This is a genomic window from Banduia mediterranea, assembly GCF_031846245.1.
Lineage (GTDB): Bacteria > Pseudomonadota > Gammaproteobacteria > Nevskiales > Nevskiaceae > Banduia > Banduia mediterranea.
On the sequence record NZ_JAVRIC010000016.1, the window covers coordinates 77,563 to 92,760 of the forward strand.

Genomic DNA, 15,198 nt, shown 5'->3' on the forward strand with positions numbered 1-15,198 from the left:
GCAGTACTCCTGGCGCCGCGCGCGGCTTGAGATCGGGACTTGTTTGCCAATGACGAAACTTGCGACGCACATCTCGATCATGGTTGCCGGCATCGACCGTGTGAGCCAGCTGATGCCTGGCATGCCGAAGCAGTTGATGGTTCTGGCGCGGCTCATTCTGATCATCAGCCGCAGGTTCGAGGAACGCCTGGCGCATGAGCTGGCACCGCACCGGCTCAATCAGAGTGAACTGATCACGCTGATGTTTCTGTGCAGTCGGCCCGATGGGGTGTCGACGCCGGGGGAGTTGTGCGCCGTGACCTGGGAGAGCACATCGAACATGACACGGATCGGCAACGCCCTGATCGGACGTGGTCTGATCGTGCGCAAGCCGAGCCGAACCGACCGGCGGCGCGTGATGATCGGCGTCACGCCGTCCGGGCGGCGCTTCGTGCAGCGCCTCGTGCCGACGATGTTTCCGGTCCTGGAGAAACTGTTCGGAAACTTCAGCGCGGCCGAGCTGGCGCGACTGAACCGGCTGCTGATCAAGCTCGCAGGCAATGTCGACTGCCTGTACGAAGCGGATTCCGGGAACGGGAGATCTCGATGAAGTTCCGGCAACGGCGCTGTGCGCTGCTGGCGGTGGCCGCCGCCGGCGTCGTGGCCCTCTGCGCCTGCAGCCTCCCTCAGCGCGTGTCGCCGCCCGCGCTGGACGGCCAGGCATCGCTGGGCGATCTGCAGGTGGCCACCCTCGGCGCATGGCCGCAGTCGGCGTGGTGGAGGGCCTACCGGGATCCGCAGCTCGACCAGCTGATCGGGCTGGCGATGCGCACGACGCCGGATCTCGCGCTCGCCAGCGCCCGCGTGCAGAGCGCGGAATCCGCAATGAGGGCCGTCGCTGCGCAGGCCGGGCTGTCCGTCAACGGCAGTGCCCAATGGTCGCGGCGTCGCATGAGCGACCATGGCATATTGCCCACCGAGTTCCTGGGCATCAGCTGGTACAGCCAGGCCGACATCGGCCTGCAGATGAACTACGAACTCGACTGGTGGGGCAAGAAGCGGGCCGCCGTCGAGGCGGCAATCGGTGAGATGCGGGCGGCGGCGGCGCAGGCTGCAGCGGCCGCACTGACGATTCAGTACGCCGTGGCGGACACCTACTTCGCCTGGCAGGCCGATCAAGCGCGGCTGGGGCTGGCTGGTGACCGACTTGCGGCGCAGAAGCGCCTCACCGGGATTGCGGACCTGCGCGTCAGCCATGGCGTCGATCTTCCGGACGAGGCCCAGGTTGCGCACGCGCAGCTTGCGGCAGCGCGCGAACAGCTGACCGCTTTGCAGGGCTCGGCCAGGGTCCGGCTGGCGGGTCTGGCGGCTCTGATCGGTGTGCCGATGGACCGCCTGCCGCCGCTTGCGCCGCGCGCGCTCCCGGAAGTGGCGCAGGGACTGCCTGCGGACGCCAGCCTGAACCTGTTGGCGCGCCGGCCCGACGTCACCGCGAGCCGTTGGCAGGTCCAGGCAGCACTGCGTCAGACCGATGTGGCACGTGCCCAGTTTCTGCCGGATTTCAGCCTGGGGGCCCTGGTCGGGCTGTCGAGCATCGACATGGACCGCCTGTTCGACGGCGGCAGCCGGGTTTTCGAGCTGACGCCCGCGCTGCACCTGCCGGTCTTCAACAGCGGGCTGCTCAAGGCGAACTATGGCGCGCGCCGGGCGCAGCTTGAGGCTGCGATCGCCAGCTACCGCAGCACGGTGCTCGCTGCGGTGCGCGAGGTCGCGACGCAGGCTCTCACCGCGCAGACGCTGGGCGAGCGGCGGCGCGAGCAGAATGAGCAGCTCGCGGCCGCGAACATGCTTTACGCCAGCGCGCTTTCGCGCGGGCAGCAGGGCGTCAGCGACGCGCGCGACGCGCTGGAGGCGCAGTCACGCCTGCTGACGCAGCGCGATAGCACGCTACAGGTTCACGCGCTGGCGCTGGCCGCGGATCTCTCGCTGATCAAGGCACTGGGTGGCGGCTACCGGGCTGACGCCGGGGTGCCGCCACGATCTCCCGGCGCCACTACTTCAGGAGTCCCGTCCCGATGAGCGAAACTGCGTCCAATACCGAAATCGGAAATGGCGGTGACAAGCCGAATGGCATTCCGGCAGCGCGTGGGCGCGCGCTGCTGATCCTCGCCGCCGTATTTGTCGTCGCCGCACTCGCATGGCTGTTGCTGTGGCTGTTTGTATTCTCGGCATGGGAAACGACTGACAACGCCTATGTCGGCGGCAACCTCGTCGGCATCTCCGCGCAAGTCCCCGGCACGGTCGTGGAAATTCTCGCCGACGATACGCAGCGCGTCGACGAGGGCCAGGTGGTGGTCCGCCTCGATCCGACGGACGCCGATGTGCGCCTGAGCCAGGCCCGCAGTGCCTTGGCGCAAGCCGTGCGCGCGGTGCGCCAGCAGGTGAGTACTGCGGGCGGCGCCGACGCTCAGCTTGTCGCGAGCGAAGCGGCGCTGAAGAAGGCACAGGACGATCTCGCCCGCCACTTGCCGCTGCTCAGGCAGCAGGCCACTTCGCCCGAGATCATCCAGCATCTGCGTGAAGCGGTGCGTCAGGCGCAGGCCGGCGCGGAGGCCGCCCGGGCACAGGCCGCCGCCGCCCACGCGGCCATCGATGACACGGCGGTCGCCAACCACCCGATCGTGGAACAGGCTCGCGCCGATTTCCGTGCGGCGTGGGTGGCGGCCCGGCGCAACGTGATCTACGCCCCGGTTTCCGGCTACGTGGCGCAGCGCAGTGTCCAGCTTGGCCAGAGCGTGCAGCCGGGGCAGCCGTTGATGACCGTGGTCCCGCTCGACCAGCTGTGGGTTGATGCCAATTTCAAGGAGACGCAACTGCGCCGCGTGCGCATCGGCCAGCCGGTTGAACTGGTCTCCGACATTTACGGTGGCGGCGTCGAATATCACGGGACGGTTCTGGGCATCGGCGCCGGTACCGGCAGCGTGTTCTCGCTGCTGCCGGCGCAGAATGCGACCGGCAACTGGATCAAGGTCGTGCAGCGCCTGCCGGTGCGCATCGCGCTGGATCCGGGGTCGCTGCGCGAACATCCACTGCGCGTCGGCCTGTCGATGGAAGCGTCGGTGGACGTCAGCGACGACAGCGGGCCGGCGCTGGTCCCCACGCCGGCAGAGCATCCGGTGGCCAGCACACAGGTGTACGCGCGCCTGATCGCGCAGGCCGACGAGCGGGCTGCGGAGATCGTTCACGCCAACCTGGGCCGGCCCAAGGACTGATCCGCCATGTCAAAGCCGGAGGAAGGCCCGCAGGCATTTCCGCCCCTGCACGGCGCGGTCCTGGTTGTACTGACCATCGCCATCGCGTTCAGCACCTTCATGGAAGTGCTGGACATCACCATCGTCAACGTGTCGGTCCCGCACATTGCCGGCAGTTTGGCGGTCAGTCCCAGCGAAGGTACCTGGGCGATCAGCTCCTATGCCATGGCCAATGCCATCATGCAGCCGATCAGCGGCTGGTTGGCACGGCGCTTCGGCGAGGTGCGGACCTTCGTGGTCTGCACCCTGCTGTTCGTGTTGTTCTCGATGCTCTGCGGGCTGGCCACCAGTCTGCCGATGCTGGTGGTCGGACGCCTGTTGCAGGGTGCAGGCTCTGGCCCCATGGTTGCATTGTCACTGAGCCTGCTGCTGTCGATCTACACCAAGGAGAAACAGGGTATCGCGCTGGCGCTCTGGGCCGTGACGGTTCTGCTGGCGCCGATCTTCGGTCCGATTCTGGGCGGCTGGCTGACCGACAACCTGTCCTGGCCGTGGATCTTCTACATCAATGTTCCGGTCGGGCTGCTGGCCGCGGCTGTGACGTGGTATCTGATGCGCGACCGGGAAACCCGCATCGTGCGCAATCCGGTCGACACCGTCGGCATCGTGCTGCTGGTGGTCGGCGTCGGCGCACTGCAGTTCATGCTCGATACCGGCAAGGATCACGACTGGTTTGCATCGCCAATGATCACGACGCTGGGCATCGTCGCGCTGGTGTGCATCAGCTTCCTGATCGTCTGGGAACGCTATGCCGAGCACCCGGTCGTCGACCTTTCGCTGTTTCGCCGGCGCAACTTCAGCATCGGCGTGCTGGCGCTGTCGATCGGGATGTTCTCGTTTTTCGGCATCAACGTCATTTTCCCGCTGTGGCTACAGACAACGCTGGGCTACACTGCGATGTGGGCGGGTCTCGCGGTCGCGCCCGTGGGCGTGCTTGCGGTCTTGGTGGCGCCGATCCTCGGCAGCAATATGCACCGGCTGGAGCTACGGGCGGTCACGAGCTTTGCCTTTCTGTTCCTCGCAGCCGTGTCTTACTGGTTCTCATTGTTCAACAGTTCCGCCGCCTTCGTCGACCTGGCGATGCCGCGCCTGATCATGGGGCTGGCTTTGCCGCTGTTCTTCATTCCGCTCAACCAGATCTATCTGTCGGGCCTGCCGGCCGAGCAGGTCGCCAGCGCGTCCGGGCTGGTCAACTTTTTCCGCACCCTTGCGTCCAGCGTGTCCACCGCCCTGGCCGTCACGTTCTGGGATCACCAGACGGACCTCCACCGATCGGTGCTGTCGGAGCAGGTCGCAGGCACCAGTCCCGGCGCGGTTGCATTTCTCGATACACTCGGAACGGTCGGCATGGACAGCCGGCAGGCCATCGGGCTCGTCGATCAGATCGTCGTGCGTGAAGCCGCGACGCTGGCCGTCAACAACATCTTCCTCGGCTGTGCATTCTTGTTCATCATTCTGATTCCCCTGATCTGGCTCGCCCGGCCGCCCTTCGACGGCGCGCAAGGCGCGGCACCCCACTGAAAATCTCTCCCCTCAACGGATCCACCAGGAAAAGCCATGACCATCAAGACAGGCTGGCAGGGCCGCTACTACGAAGACTTCGAGATTGGCGATGTCTACTTGCACCCGCTCGGCCGCACGCTCACCCAGGCCGACAACATCTGGTTCACGCTGCTGACGCAGAACACCGCGCCGCTGCACTTCGACCAACACTACGCGGCCCAGACCGAGTTCGGGCGGCCGCTCGTCAACAGTTGCCTGACCCTTGCGCTGGTCACCGGACAGAGCGTGGCGGATGTATCCCAGAACGTATTTGCCAACCTCGGCTGGGACGAGGTCCGCCTGCCACACCCGGTGTTCGAAGGCGACACGGTGTATTCACGCTCCGAGGTGCTGGAAAAGCGCGACGCGCGTTCGCGGCCCGAGGTTGGCATCGTCACGGTCCGCACCGAAGGGCGCAATCAGCACGGACGGCCCGTGATAGGCTTTCGCCGGACTCTGATGGTGTACCGGCGCGGCAGCAAGCCCTTGACCGGCGATCCGGCAGCCATGGAAGACTGAACGCGCGCCGCTCCCTTCCGTAGCGCCAAGGAGTCGGCGCCGCACCCCCCCGGAAAGTCACATGCCTTACCGATACAACCGGGACGACCCCTTTTCCTGGATGAGCAGCTCCGCGAAGAGGAACGCCTGATCCGGGAAACCGCGTGGGCCTACTGCCAGGAGCAGCTGCAGCCGCGTGTGCGGGAAGCACATCGCAACGAGCGTTTCGACCCGGAGATCAATGGGCCGGTTGCCGACGTTTTCGTGGTCTGGGCCAAGGACGAGTGCGGCGCGATCCGCGGGTTTGTTTTGGAGAAGGGCGCCAAGGGGCTGAGCGCACCCAGGATCGAAGGCAAGTTCTGTCTGCGCACCTCCGTGACCGGCGAGATCGTGATGGACGGGGCCCTCGTTCCTGAGGAGAACCTGCTGCCCGGCGTCAGCGGCCTCAAGGGCCCTTTTTCGACTGCCTCAACAAGGCGCGTTACGGCATCGGTTGGGGCGCGATGGGTGCGGCCGAGTTCTGCTGGATGGCGTCGCGCGACTACACGCTCAACCGGCATCAGTTCGGCCCTGCGCGCACGGATCGGAGAGCTGGCGCTGGCGGTGCCGCAGGTGCGCCAACGCTGATCGCTTCGATACGAACGCGGGAGCTGTCCGATGTCGGCAGTGTTCAATCTGCCGTTGCCAGATTCACGCCCTCGATCGCGGTGCTCGCCATCAACGCGATTTCCTCGGGTTGGATCACGTAGGGCGGCATGAAGTAGATGACGTTGCCGAGCGGGCGCAGCAACACGCCCTTTTCCAGGCCGTGCTGGTAGACGCGCAGGCCGCGTCGTTGTTCCGCGGGGTAGGGGGTCTTGTCGCGGACGTTCTGCGCCATTTCGATCGCCAGCACCATGCCTTGCTGGCGCACTTCGGCGACGTGCGGATGGTCCAGCAGCTCGGAGGCGGCCATCCACATCAGGTGGCCGAGCTTGCGGTTGCGCGCCATCCAGTCCTGCTGCTCGAACACGTCCAGCGTCGCCAGTGCGGCGGCGCAGGCCAGCGGGCTGCCGGTGTAGCTGTGGGAATGCAGGAAGGCGCGGTAGCTGCTGTAGTCGTCGTAGAACGCCTGGTAGATGTCCTCGTGCGTGAGGACCACGGCCAGCGCCAGGGTGCCGCCGGTGATGCCCTTGGACAGGCACATGAAATCCGGTGACACATTCGCCCATTCGCAGGCGAACAGCTTGCCGGTGCGGCCGAAGCCGGTGGCGATCTCGTCGGCGATGAAGTGCACGCCGTGGCGCGTGCAGGCTTCGCGCAGACGCTTGAGATAGATCGGGTGGTACATGCGCATGCTGCCGGCGCATTGCAGCAGCGGTTCGACGATGACGGCGCAGATCTCGTCCGCGTGGCGCTCCAGCGTGGCTTCCATGTGCACGAACTGGCGTGAGGAATAGTCCTCCCAGGATTCGCCGGGGGCGCGTCCGTAGCAGTCCGGTGACGGCACCTGTAGCGGTTCGAGCAGCAGCGGCTTGTAGGCGTCGCGATAAAGTCCGGTGCCGCCGACCGCGAGTGCGCCGAGGGTTTCGCCGTGATAGGCATTGTCCAGCGCCACGAACTTGGTCTTCTTCGTCTGGCCCTGGTTCTGCCAGTAGTGGAAGGACATCTTCAGCGCGGCTTCGACGGCGCTGCTGCCGTTGTCGGCGAAGAAGGCGCGGTCCAGCCCTTCGGGCGCGATGGCGCACAGGCGTTCGGCCAGCTCCACCACCGGCTCATGCGTGAAGCCGGCAAGCATCACGTGGTCCAGGGTGTCGAGCTGCGTTTTCATGCGTTCGACGATGTGCGGGTGGCGGTGGCCGAAGATGTTGGTCCACCAGGAACTGACGGCGTCGAGATAGCGCTTGCCTTCGAAGTCCTCCAGCCACACGCCCTCGGCCCTGCTGATCGGCACCAGCGGCAGCCACTCGTGATCCTTCATCTGCGTGCAGGGATGCCAGACGTGGGCGCGGGAGCGGGCGGAGAGGGTGGCGTTGTCAGTCATGCGGAATCGGCCGTCGAATGCTTAGGGTGAATCGAGCCGGCGATGTTATCAGCCGCTGACGCGGTCGCCGTCGATACGCGTATGCTGGGCGCGGACTCCAGAAACACACGGGGCAGGCATGGGTATCCGAGCGGTTCATTTCAGGCAGAGCTACAAGGCCTCGCCCGAAGCGGTGTTCGCCTACTTCGCGGAGCACGAGAATCTGACGGCGGTTTTCGGCGGCAAGATCGAGCGCATCGTCGACGCGCCGGAAGGCACGGACCCGAACGGGGTGGGGTCGGTGCGCCGCGTGAATCTGGCGCCCGGCGTGTCTGTCGAGGAAACCGTTACGGCCTTCGATCCGCCGCGCCGCATCGAGTACCGCATCAGCCGCGGCTCTCCGATCCGCAAACATCTCGGCGTGATGCTGTTCAGCCCGGAAGCTTCGGGCACATCGCTGGACTATCGCGTCGAATTCCAGGGTCGCGTGCCCGGTGTCGGCTGGCTGACCCAGCAGGTGCTGCAAAAGGTCATCGGCCGCGGGCTCAAGCGCGTGGCGATGACGCTCTAACGGCATGCCGCGAGCGGAGCCATGCACAATGAATCGCCCGCGGCATGGCCGTTGCCCTCACCCACCGCTCGCATTCGCGAGCGGTCCCCCTCTCTCCCGCAGGCGGGTGCGGGTAGCTCGGCATCACGCAGTGCGTGATTCACGCTAAAGCGCCTTCTCCAGCACCAGCGAATTGCGTTGGTAGTTGTAGATTTGCTGGCGCCGCACCGGCAGCGCTTCGATCGTGGTGCGCGCGAAGCCGCGTTCGATAAACCAGTGCGGGGTGTGCGTGGTCAGGCTGAACAGACGCGTCAGGCCGTTGCGGCGAGCGTTCTGCTCGATGCGCGTCAGCAGGGTGGCGGCGCGGCCGCCGCCGCGATACGCCGGGTGCGTGGCGACGCAGGCCAGCTCCCCCATCTTCGCTTCGGTGAAGGCGAACAGCGCCGCGCAGGCGATCACCAGCCCGTCGCGCACCATCACCACGAAATTGCCGATCTCCAGCTCCAGTTGTTCGCGCGAACGCGGCACCAGTACGCCGGCCTTCTCCATCGGCTGAATCAGCTGCAGGATGCCGCCGACATCGTCGATGCTGGCTTCGCGGATCGTTTCATAGCTGTCGCCGGCGTAGAACAGCAGGCCCACGCCGTCGCGCGTGTACAACTCGCGCAGCAGCGCGCCGTCCATGTCCTGATGCACCAGGTGCACACGCTGCACGCCGCCGCGGCCGGCGACGATCGCGGCTTCGACGTAGGGCCGGTCTTCCTCTGCCAGCGGCGAGGTTTCGTCCGCGAGCAGGCGCCGCGCGTCCGCCAGCGAGAACTGGCCGACATCGCCGGATTCATCCGCCAGCCGCCATTCGTTGGGGGCGCGATTGCACATGAAGATCAGCTTGTCGGCCGACAAGGCGGTGGCGACGGCCGTGGCCACATCCTCCGCACGCAGATTGAAGATTTCGCCGGTCGGCGAATAACCGATCGGCGACAGCAGCGCGATGCGCTCCTGCCTCAGCACCTCGCGAATCGTTGCCACATCGACCTTGCGCACCTCGCCGGTGTGTTGATGGTCCACGCCGTGGCGCACGCCGACCGGGCGCGCCGTCACCCAGTTGCCGGACGCGGTCTTGAGTCGCGCACCGCCCAGCGGCGTGCTGGCGAGGCTGGTCGACAGCCGCGCCTCGATGTCCATGCGCAGGCTGCCGACGGCGCTCTTGACGCAGTCCAGCGCCGCCAGATCGGTGACGCGCACATTGCCGACGTATTGCGGCTGCAGGTTCTGCGCCTTCAGCCGTGCATCGATCTGCGGCCGCGCGCCATGCACCAGCACCAGCTTGGCGCCGAGGCTGTGTAGCAGCCCGAGGTCGTAGAGGAACGAATCGAAGCCCGAATCCTGCGCGATTTCGCCGCCGAAGCAGACCACGAACACCTTGCCGACATGTGCGTGCACATACGGCGCGGCCGCACGCAGCGAGGCGACGAAATCGAGATTCGCGGCGGGTGTCGTGGGCGTCGCTTCGGCGCCGGTATTGGCGGCAGGCTGGTTCATCTGGCGGATTCTACGAGGCTTGCACAGTCTCCGCGCGGGTTTCGGGCTGTTGGCAGGTCTCGCCAGGAATGATTTTCTCTATCTTCCTGCGGGAGACGGGCGGGGTGAGCGCATCCTCCGCACGGTCTCGGCGTACAGATGGGCGCCGAGCGCCCTCATCCTCAAGCCCTACTCCTCCGGCTCCTCGCTTCGCTCGCCCGAAAGGATAACGGAGCATTCATCTGGCTACGGCGGTTCGGCAGTAGCCTGCGCAAGGCCGTCAGGCGGCGCGTTTCTTCTCAGGCGTTTGGGCGGATCGTTTTTTTCGGCTGCCGATGGCTTGCGGTAGCTGTTGGCGGCGGCGATCACGCCCCAGTAGCGTGTCGGCAGCCAGCGCGTCAGGCGTTCCATGATCCTGGCGTCGAGGCTGATCAGGATGCGGCGCTTGCCGCGGGCGATGCCGTCGATGATCGTCGCCGCGGCCTTGTCGGGCGAGGTCATCGCGGTTGGGTCGAATTCCTGGACGATGCGTTCGCGATCGGCGCTGCCGGCCAGTTGGTGACGCAGGGTTTCGGTGTAGCCGCGCACCGCGAACTTGGAGGCCGCGTAGGCGGAATGCATCGGCCATGCGACGAAGCCGAAAACGCTGGAGGCGTTGACGATCACGCCGCGGTCGCGTTCCAGTCTGCGCGGCAGACATGCCTTGGTGCCGTGCACCACGCCCCAGAAGCGGCCGTGTTCGTTGATGTACCAACTCGTGCAGCCGCCGACGCGGATCGTCCGGGGCGGGCAGGACCGCGTGCTGGATGTGTCGGGCGCCGCGATCCTGCACGGTCTGCCGCCGAACTGCGAGCCGAAGCTGCTGCATGGCGTCGGACATCTGCCGATGGCCGAACGCTCCCGTCTCGCCGCCAGCGATCATCTGAAGTTTCAGACCCGGCTTCGCGCCACGCTGTCGGCCCCCGCCTGATCCGGTGACAATACTGGCCCGTGACGACGGTTCGTCACGGGCCAGGAGCTACCGTGATGCAGGCTGCAGCGATCAAGCATCCGCAACAAACCCTGTGGTTCGAGCAGGCCCTGCTGCCCGAGGGCTGGGCCAGCGGCGTGCGCCTGCGGATCGAATCCGGACGGATTGCCGACATTCGGACCGGGCAGCCGGCGCGCGCCGCTGAGGCGTGCGATGCGGTTGCCTTGCCGGGCCTGCCGAACCTGCACAGCCACGCCTTCCAGCGCGGCATGGCCGGTCTCGCCGAGGTCCGTGGCGCCAGCGCCGACAGTTTCTGGACCTGGCGCGAGCTGATGTACCGCTTCGTCGATCGCATGTCTCCGGACGATCTCGAAGCCATCGCCGCGCAGGCCTACGTGGAAATGCTGGAGCACGGCTTTACGCGCGTCGGCGAGTTTCACTACCTGCATCACGATGTCGCCGGGCGCGGCTACGCCGATCCCGCAGAGATGGCCACACGCCTGGTCGCCGCCGCACAGAAGACCGGTATCGGCTTGACACTATTGCCGGTCTTCTACGCCCACGGCGGCTTCTGCGGCGCTCCGGTTTCGGCGGCCCAGGCGCGCTTCGTCAATGATCTGGATGGCTATGCGCGATTGCTCGAAGCCAGCGGCCGCGCTCTCGCCGTTCTGCCCGACGCGGTACTCGGTGTCGCGCCGCACAGCCTGCGCGCGGTCACGCCGGAACAACTGGACGCGGTGCAGCGGCTGCTGCCGCAGGGGCCGGTGCACATCCACATCGCCGAACAGAGCGCTGAAGTCGAACAGTGCCTGGCCTGGTCGGGTCAGCGTCCGGTGGACTGGCTGCTGCGTGCGCAAGCGGTGGATGCGCGCTGGTGTCTGGTGCATGCCACGCACATGAGCGCGGCGGAGGCCTCGGCGATGGCAGCCAGCGGCGCCGTTGCCGGCCTGTGTCCGATCACCGAGGCCAATCTTGGAGACGGACTGTTTCCGGTCGTGGACTACGCCGGGGCCGACGGGCGCTGGGGCCTGGGTACGGATTCCAATGTGCGGATCGACGCGGCCGAGGAACTGCGCCTGTTCGAATACGGTCAGCGCCTGCAGGCGCGCGCGCGCAACGTGCTGGCGCCCGCGACCGGTGGATCGACCGGGCGCCGGCTGTTCGATGCCGCGGTCACGGGCGGCGCGCAGGCACTCGGCGTCAGCGCCGGCTTGCGGGTCGGGGCCCGCGCCGACCTGTTCAGTCTCGACACCGAGCGCCCGGAATTTGCCTCACGCCGTCTGGACGCCTGGCTCGACGCCTGGATTTTTGCCGGCAGCCCGATGCCGCTACGCCATGTCTGGCGCGCGGGTGTGCAATGGGTCCGCGCGGGGCGCCATGTGCAGGCCGAAGCCGTCGCCGCCGACTACCGCAGCGCGCTCGCACGCATTCTGGAATGAGCCGGGCTCAGTCCAGGGTGAAGTAGACGATCAGTCCGTAGAAGGTCGAGGTGTAGTCGAAGAACTGCCCGAATGGCGTCGGGCCGGTAAAGGCCTGCAGCGCCAGCGTGATGGTGCCGGCATCCGGATCGTCCCGACCCCAGCGCACGCCGGCGATGGCCTTGGTCTGGATGTCGTTGTCGAAGAATTCGGCCCCCAGCAGATCGAGACCGGCAATGAAGCGGCCGCCCAGCAGCTTGCGTTCCGGACTCAGGTATTCGGCGCCGCCGCGAACGGAGTAGTCGCCCAGAAACTCACTGTCCTTGCTGAACAGGTAGGCGCCGCCGCCGTACAGGCGCCAGCCGTTGATCTGATAGGCCAGCAGGAAATCAGCCGCCTCGTAGGTCAGGTCGATGCGCTCCGGCGCATCGCCGCTGAGCACCAGTTCGTCGCCGAGGTGCGAGCTCTGATGGAACAGGCGCAGGCGCGCGGACCAGTCGTCCTTGCGCCAGGCCAGCGGGAAGCCGATGAAAAAATCGGTGTTGAGCAGGGCGTCGGACTCGGCGTCCATGTTGAACTGCGACTGCACGTTGCCGAACAGGTCGAACTGCCAGTAGCTGCCGCCGGACGTCTTCCAGCGATAGATCGGGAAAGACTCGCCGAGCGACACCAACGCCGCCGTGAACGGTTCCTGACCTTCGCCATCGGGATCGAGGCGCACGAAGGAGACATAGTTCAGCGCTTCCGCATTGCCGGCCGCGATGGGTTCGAAGATCTGTTCGGATGGAATCCATCCGGTCTGATAGTCGATGGAACGGTCGCCGTCCGTGGCGGCCGTCGCGTGCTGGCAGACGCCAAGCAGAAGCAGGGCCGAACCGAATCGGCCGATGCTGCGAAGTGTTCGAATGTTCACGCCCTGTACTTGTTCCTGATTGAGTCCGGGCAGGCTAAGAATCCTGAAGCGAATGTTAGCTGAACGACTGCCTGGGCAACAGCTTCGCATGGTGCTGACGGTGAGCCCGCGCGATAGCGGTTTGGACCCGTTTCCACCGGTCCGAGCCACCATTGCTTGCCGCACGGATTGGTTCCATGGAGGCCTTGTCGGAAGCTCGTTTACTTCGTTTCGATCGTCCAGTCCTGCGATCCGCTCGGACAGCAGCGCGGTTCACCCGGCTGCGGCATGGTGGTGGTCAGCGTGATGCGCCCCGGCGCAAAAGCCACATCGCGCGGCTTGCTGCCGAACACCTCGGCGACGCTGCGGAAGTAAACCATGCGTCCGTTCTCGTTGCGGAACAGCGCTGCATCCAGCGCGGAGCTGTTGCCACCGGTGGGATACAGCACCCACGCCAGTGCATCGGCCGCGCCGTCTTCGGTGAAGTCGCCGAAGAAGATCTGGAAGATCTGCGTCTCGCCGCCGTGCCGCTCAAACGCCCATGCGCGGATTTGGTCTTCTGCACCGGCGGGCGCGCTCGTTCCGGTGTTTGAGTCATCAGTTGTGATGGCCTCGCCCTCGGCATGGTTCGCCGATGGCGAACATGCAAGCAATGCCACCACGCCCAAGGCCAAAGCGCGGGGTTTCAACAGAACAGTAAGGAACAAGACCTGACCCCGACGTCTTAATGCTATGGTTACGACAGCGTTTCCCGACTCACTACAGCGAACATGGGCGCCACCAATACGACCTGGACGCTCGACGGCAACGGAAACTGGAAGACGCATTATTGGAGCAATGCGACCGATACGTACGTATTTGACGGCACAAGCAACCGGATCACGAGCGTCAGCGGTTCGCGCTCCAAGAGCTTCAGCTACGACAGTCTCAAGAACATCACCAACAAAAGTGGCTATGGCGGCACGTACAGCTACACCTACGATGACTTCAATCGCCTCAAAACGGTGGTGAACGGCAGCAACACGACTACGTACACGTACGACGCCAATGGCCAGCGAGTCCAAAAAAGCGGCCCCGGCGGAAAATACTCCTACGTTTATTCACCTAACGGAGCGCTGCTCGGCGAAACCGCGAACAACGGCACCACACTGAACAAGAAGTACATCTGGCTCGGTGGAGAGTTGATTGGCCTGATCAAGGGGAGCACGCTGTACTACGTGCACAACGACCATCTCGGTCGGCCGGAAGTGGTGACCAACGCCTCCAAGAGCGTGGTCTGGCGCGCCAGCAACTTCGCCTACGACCGGACCGTCACCAGCAACAGCCTCGGCGGACTCAAGCTCGGCTTCCCGGGGCAGTACTACGATGCCGAATCAGGCCTGTGGTACAACTGGCATCGGTATTACGATGCCTCCACCGGCCGGTACTTGCAGTCCGATCCGATCGGGCTGGCCGGGGGCATCAATACTTATGCCTATGTCGGCGGGAATCCGGTTTCGCTGGTTGATCCGTCGGGCCTATGGTCCGTCGAGGTGGGCGCATATGGTGGATTCGGAGGATCGCTTATTTTTGGGCAGAATAACTCGACCGGTCAGTGGTTTATCGGTGGTGCGCTAGGGGTTGGGTTAGGTGGCGGAATTGGTTTTGACCCTGAGGGGGCGACGCCTGACGGCGCCAACAAGCAGGGTTGCCTCACAGGCACATCTGCCGGCGGCAATGTATCCATTGGCGCTTCAATCCCGGGGTTTGACTTCAACCTTTTTTCCGCCGGCGGGGCTGGCCCACTCTTTGGTGGGCCGGGGGCCCGCCAAAGCAATGACCCCAACGGGTTCTTTATGGGGGATATGCCAAATGCCACATTTGGAAGTTCGCTTTCGGTTTCTCTCGGAGGGGCTGCGACTATACGAGTAGTTGGGGGAATATAGATGGTGTTCTTTGTTTTCAACAAGTTTAGGAAAATGCCTTGGCCCCTACTGCTATTCTCCGTTACGCCGGTGGTAGTGACGGCGATGTTCTCCGTTGGTGCAGCTATGCCTGGTTTTAGAGTTGTGGTTTTCGGAAACATTGTCTCTCGGAATATATGGTGGATGGCCGGAGGGGGACTTCTCACTTTGATGGGGTTCTTGATTTTTATAATTCCACTCTGGATGCTCGTGTTGCGGAAACCATTTGCCCGATCTTCGCTGATGGCCGCTTGGTTGGCTTTTTCTGTGGTTTCATATTTTATAATTCCCACTATTGCCGAACATGTGGGTGAAAGTGCGTTTATGGGGCGAATGACGGTGTCACTTCCAATCGCAGTAGTGGGCCTGATTCTAGGCGCATATTTGGCACTGTCCAAAGATGTTTTGATGTTTGTGAGTGGTAAGTCGGATCTATGACGTTTCGAGTGGGAGGATGAGGGTAAGCGTTCAAACCACGGCGTCCTATTCGCGCGGATCATTGGCCATTAGCCTGCACGCATCGACTGAAACGGAGCGATGCGATGGAAACAGGAATGGGCAGAGTTCGTTAC

The 15,198-nt window shown here is 64.8% G+C and carries 14 protein-coding genes and 2 pseudogenes; 11 read left to right on the forward strand and 5 right to left on the reverse strand.

The window, feature by feature from the left end:
* Positions 1-49 precede the first annotated feature (49 nt).
* The 6 genes and pseudogenes from RM530_RS11895 to RM530_RS11920 form a co-directional block, all read left to right on the forward strand.
* Entirely contained in the window at positions 50-589 is a 540-nt protein-coding gene (locus tag RM530_RS11895; protein ID WP_311365450.1) for a MarR family winged helix-turn-helix transcriptional regulator, read from the forward strand.
* The gene (locus tag RM530_RS11900) at positions 586-2,058 is read left to right on the forward strand and encodes an efflux transporter outer membrane subunit (RefSeq protein ID WP_311365451.1); all 1,473 of its coding nucleotides are present in this window, start codon (positions 586-588) and stop codon (positions 2,056-2,058) included. Before RM530_RS11895 ends, RM530_RS11900 begins: the two co-directional genes overlap by 4 nt.
* Positions 2,055-3,251 (forward strand): HlyD family secretion protein, encoded by a 1,197-nt coding sequence (locus tag RM530_RS11905; protein WP_311365452.1) that lies wholly within the window; start codon positions 2,055-2,057, stop codon positions 3,249-3,251. Before RM530_RS11900 ends, RM530_RS11905 begins: the two co-directional genes overlap by 4 nt.
* Before the next feature lie 6 nt (positions 3,252-3,257).
* Positions 3,258-4,811, forward strand: coding sequence for a DHA2 family efflux MFS transporter permease subunit (locus tag RM530_RS11910; RefSeq protein WP_311365453.1), 1,554 nt, complete (start codon positions 3,258-3,260; stop codon positions 4,809-4,811).
* 36 nt (positions 4,812-4,847) lie between these two features.
* A complete protein-coding gene (locus RM530_RS11915; protein ID WP_311365454.1) occupies positions 4,848-5,351 on the forward strand; it encodes a MaoC family dehydratase in 504 nt (167 codons plus the stop codon).
* A 219-nt stretch (positions 5,352-5,570) separates the two neighbouring features.
* A pseudogene (locus RM530_RS11920) lies at positions 5,571-5,899 on the forward strand (acyl-CoA dehydrogenase); the annotation flags it as partial.
* 101 nt (positions 5,900-6,000) lie between these two features.
* On the opposite strand, the gene RM530_RS11925 reads toward RM530_RS11920, so the two are convergent.
* Positions 6,001-7,353 (reverse strand): adenosylmethionine--8-amino-7-oxononanoate transaminase, encoded by a 1,353-nt coding sequence (locus tag RM530_RS11925; protein ID WP_311365455.1) that lies wholly within the window; start codon positions 7,351-7,353, stop codon positions 6,001-6,003.
* Between the two features lie 118 nt (positions 7,354-7,471).
* Between RM530_RS11925 and RM530_RS11930 the strand changes: the two genes are divergently transcribed.
* Complete coding sequence (locus RM530_RS11930; RefSeq protein ID WP_311365456.1) at positions 7,472-7,903, forward strand: SRPBCC family protein; 432 nt, start codon at positions 7,472-7,474, stop codon at positions 7,901-7,903.
* Positions 7,904-8,047: 144 nt separating this feature from the next.
* Here RM530_RS11930 and argA read toward each other — a convergent pair whose 3' ends face one another.
* Both argA and RM530_RS11940 read right to left on the reverse strand, forming a co-directional pair.
* On the reverse strand, positions 8,048-9,424 hold the full coding sequence (argA, locus tag RM530_RS11935) for an amino-acid N-acetyltransferase (RefSeq protein WP_311365457.1): 1,377 nt from the start codon (positions 9,422-9,424) through the stop codon (positions 8,048-8,050).
* A gap of 225 nt (positions 9,425-9,649) precedes the next feature.
* Entirely contained in the window at positions 9,650-10,120 is a 471-nt protein-coding gene (locus tag RM530_RS11940) for an SDR family NAD(P)-dependent oxidoreductase (protein WP_311365458.1), read from the reverse strand.
* A gap of 28 nt (positions 10,121-10,148) precedes the next feature.
* Here RM530_RS11940 and RM530_RS11945 point away from each other — a divergent pair, with 28 nt between their 5' ends.
* A complete protein-coding gene (locus RM530_RS11945) occupies positions 10,149-10,373 on the forward strand; it encodes an alpha/beta fold hydrolase (protein ID WP_311365459.1) in 225 nt (74 codons plus the stop codon).
* Positions 10,374-10,429: 56 nt separating this feature from the next.
* The gene (locus RM530_RS11950) at positions 10,430-11,812 is read left to right on the forward strand and encodes a formimidoylglutamate deiminase (RefSeq protein ID WP_311365466.1); all 1,383 of its coding nucleotides are present in this window, start codon (positions 10,430-10,432) and stop codon (positions 11,810-11,812) included.
* 7 nt (positions 11,813-11,819) lie between these two features.
* On the opposite strand, the gene RM530_RS11955 is transcribed toward RM530_RS11950, so the two are convergent.
* Together RM530_RS11955 and RM530_RS11960 are read right to left on the reverse strand one after the other, a co-directional pair.
* A complete protein-coding gene (locus RM530_RS11955) occupies positions 11,820-12,704 on the reverse strand; it encodes a DUF1207 domain-containing protein (protein ID WP_311365460.1) in 885 nt (294 codons plus the stop codon).
* Positions 12,705-12,904: 200 nt separating this feature from the next.
* The gene (locus RM530_RS11960) at positions 12,905-13,390 is read right to left on the reverse strand and encodes a hypothetical protein (protein ID WP_311365461.1); all 486 of its coding nucleotides are present in this window, start codon (positions 13,388-13,390) and stop codon (positions 12,905-12,907) included.
* A gap of 36 nt (positions 13,391-13,426) precedes the next feature.
* Between RM530_RS11960 and RM530_RS11965 the strand changes: the two are divergent.
* Positions 13,427-14,608 (forward strand): annotated as a pseudogene (locus RM530_RS11965) (RHS repeat-associated core domain-containing protein); the annotation flags it as partial.
* Complete coding sequence (locus tag RM530_RS11970; RefSeq protein WP_311365463.1) at positions 14,609-15,064, forward strand: hypothetical protein; 456 nt, start codon at positions 14,609-14,611, stop codon at positions 15,062-15,064.
* The last annotated feature ends 134 nt before the right edge of the window (positions 15,065-15,198 follow it).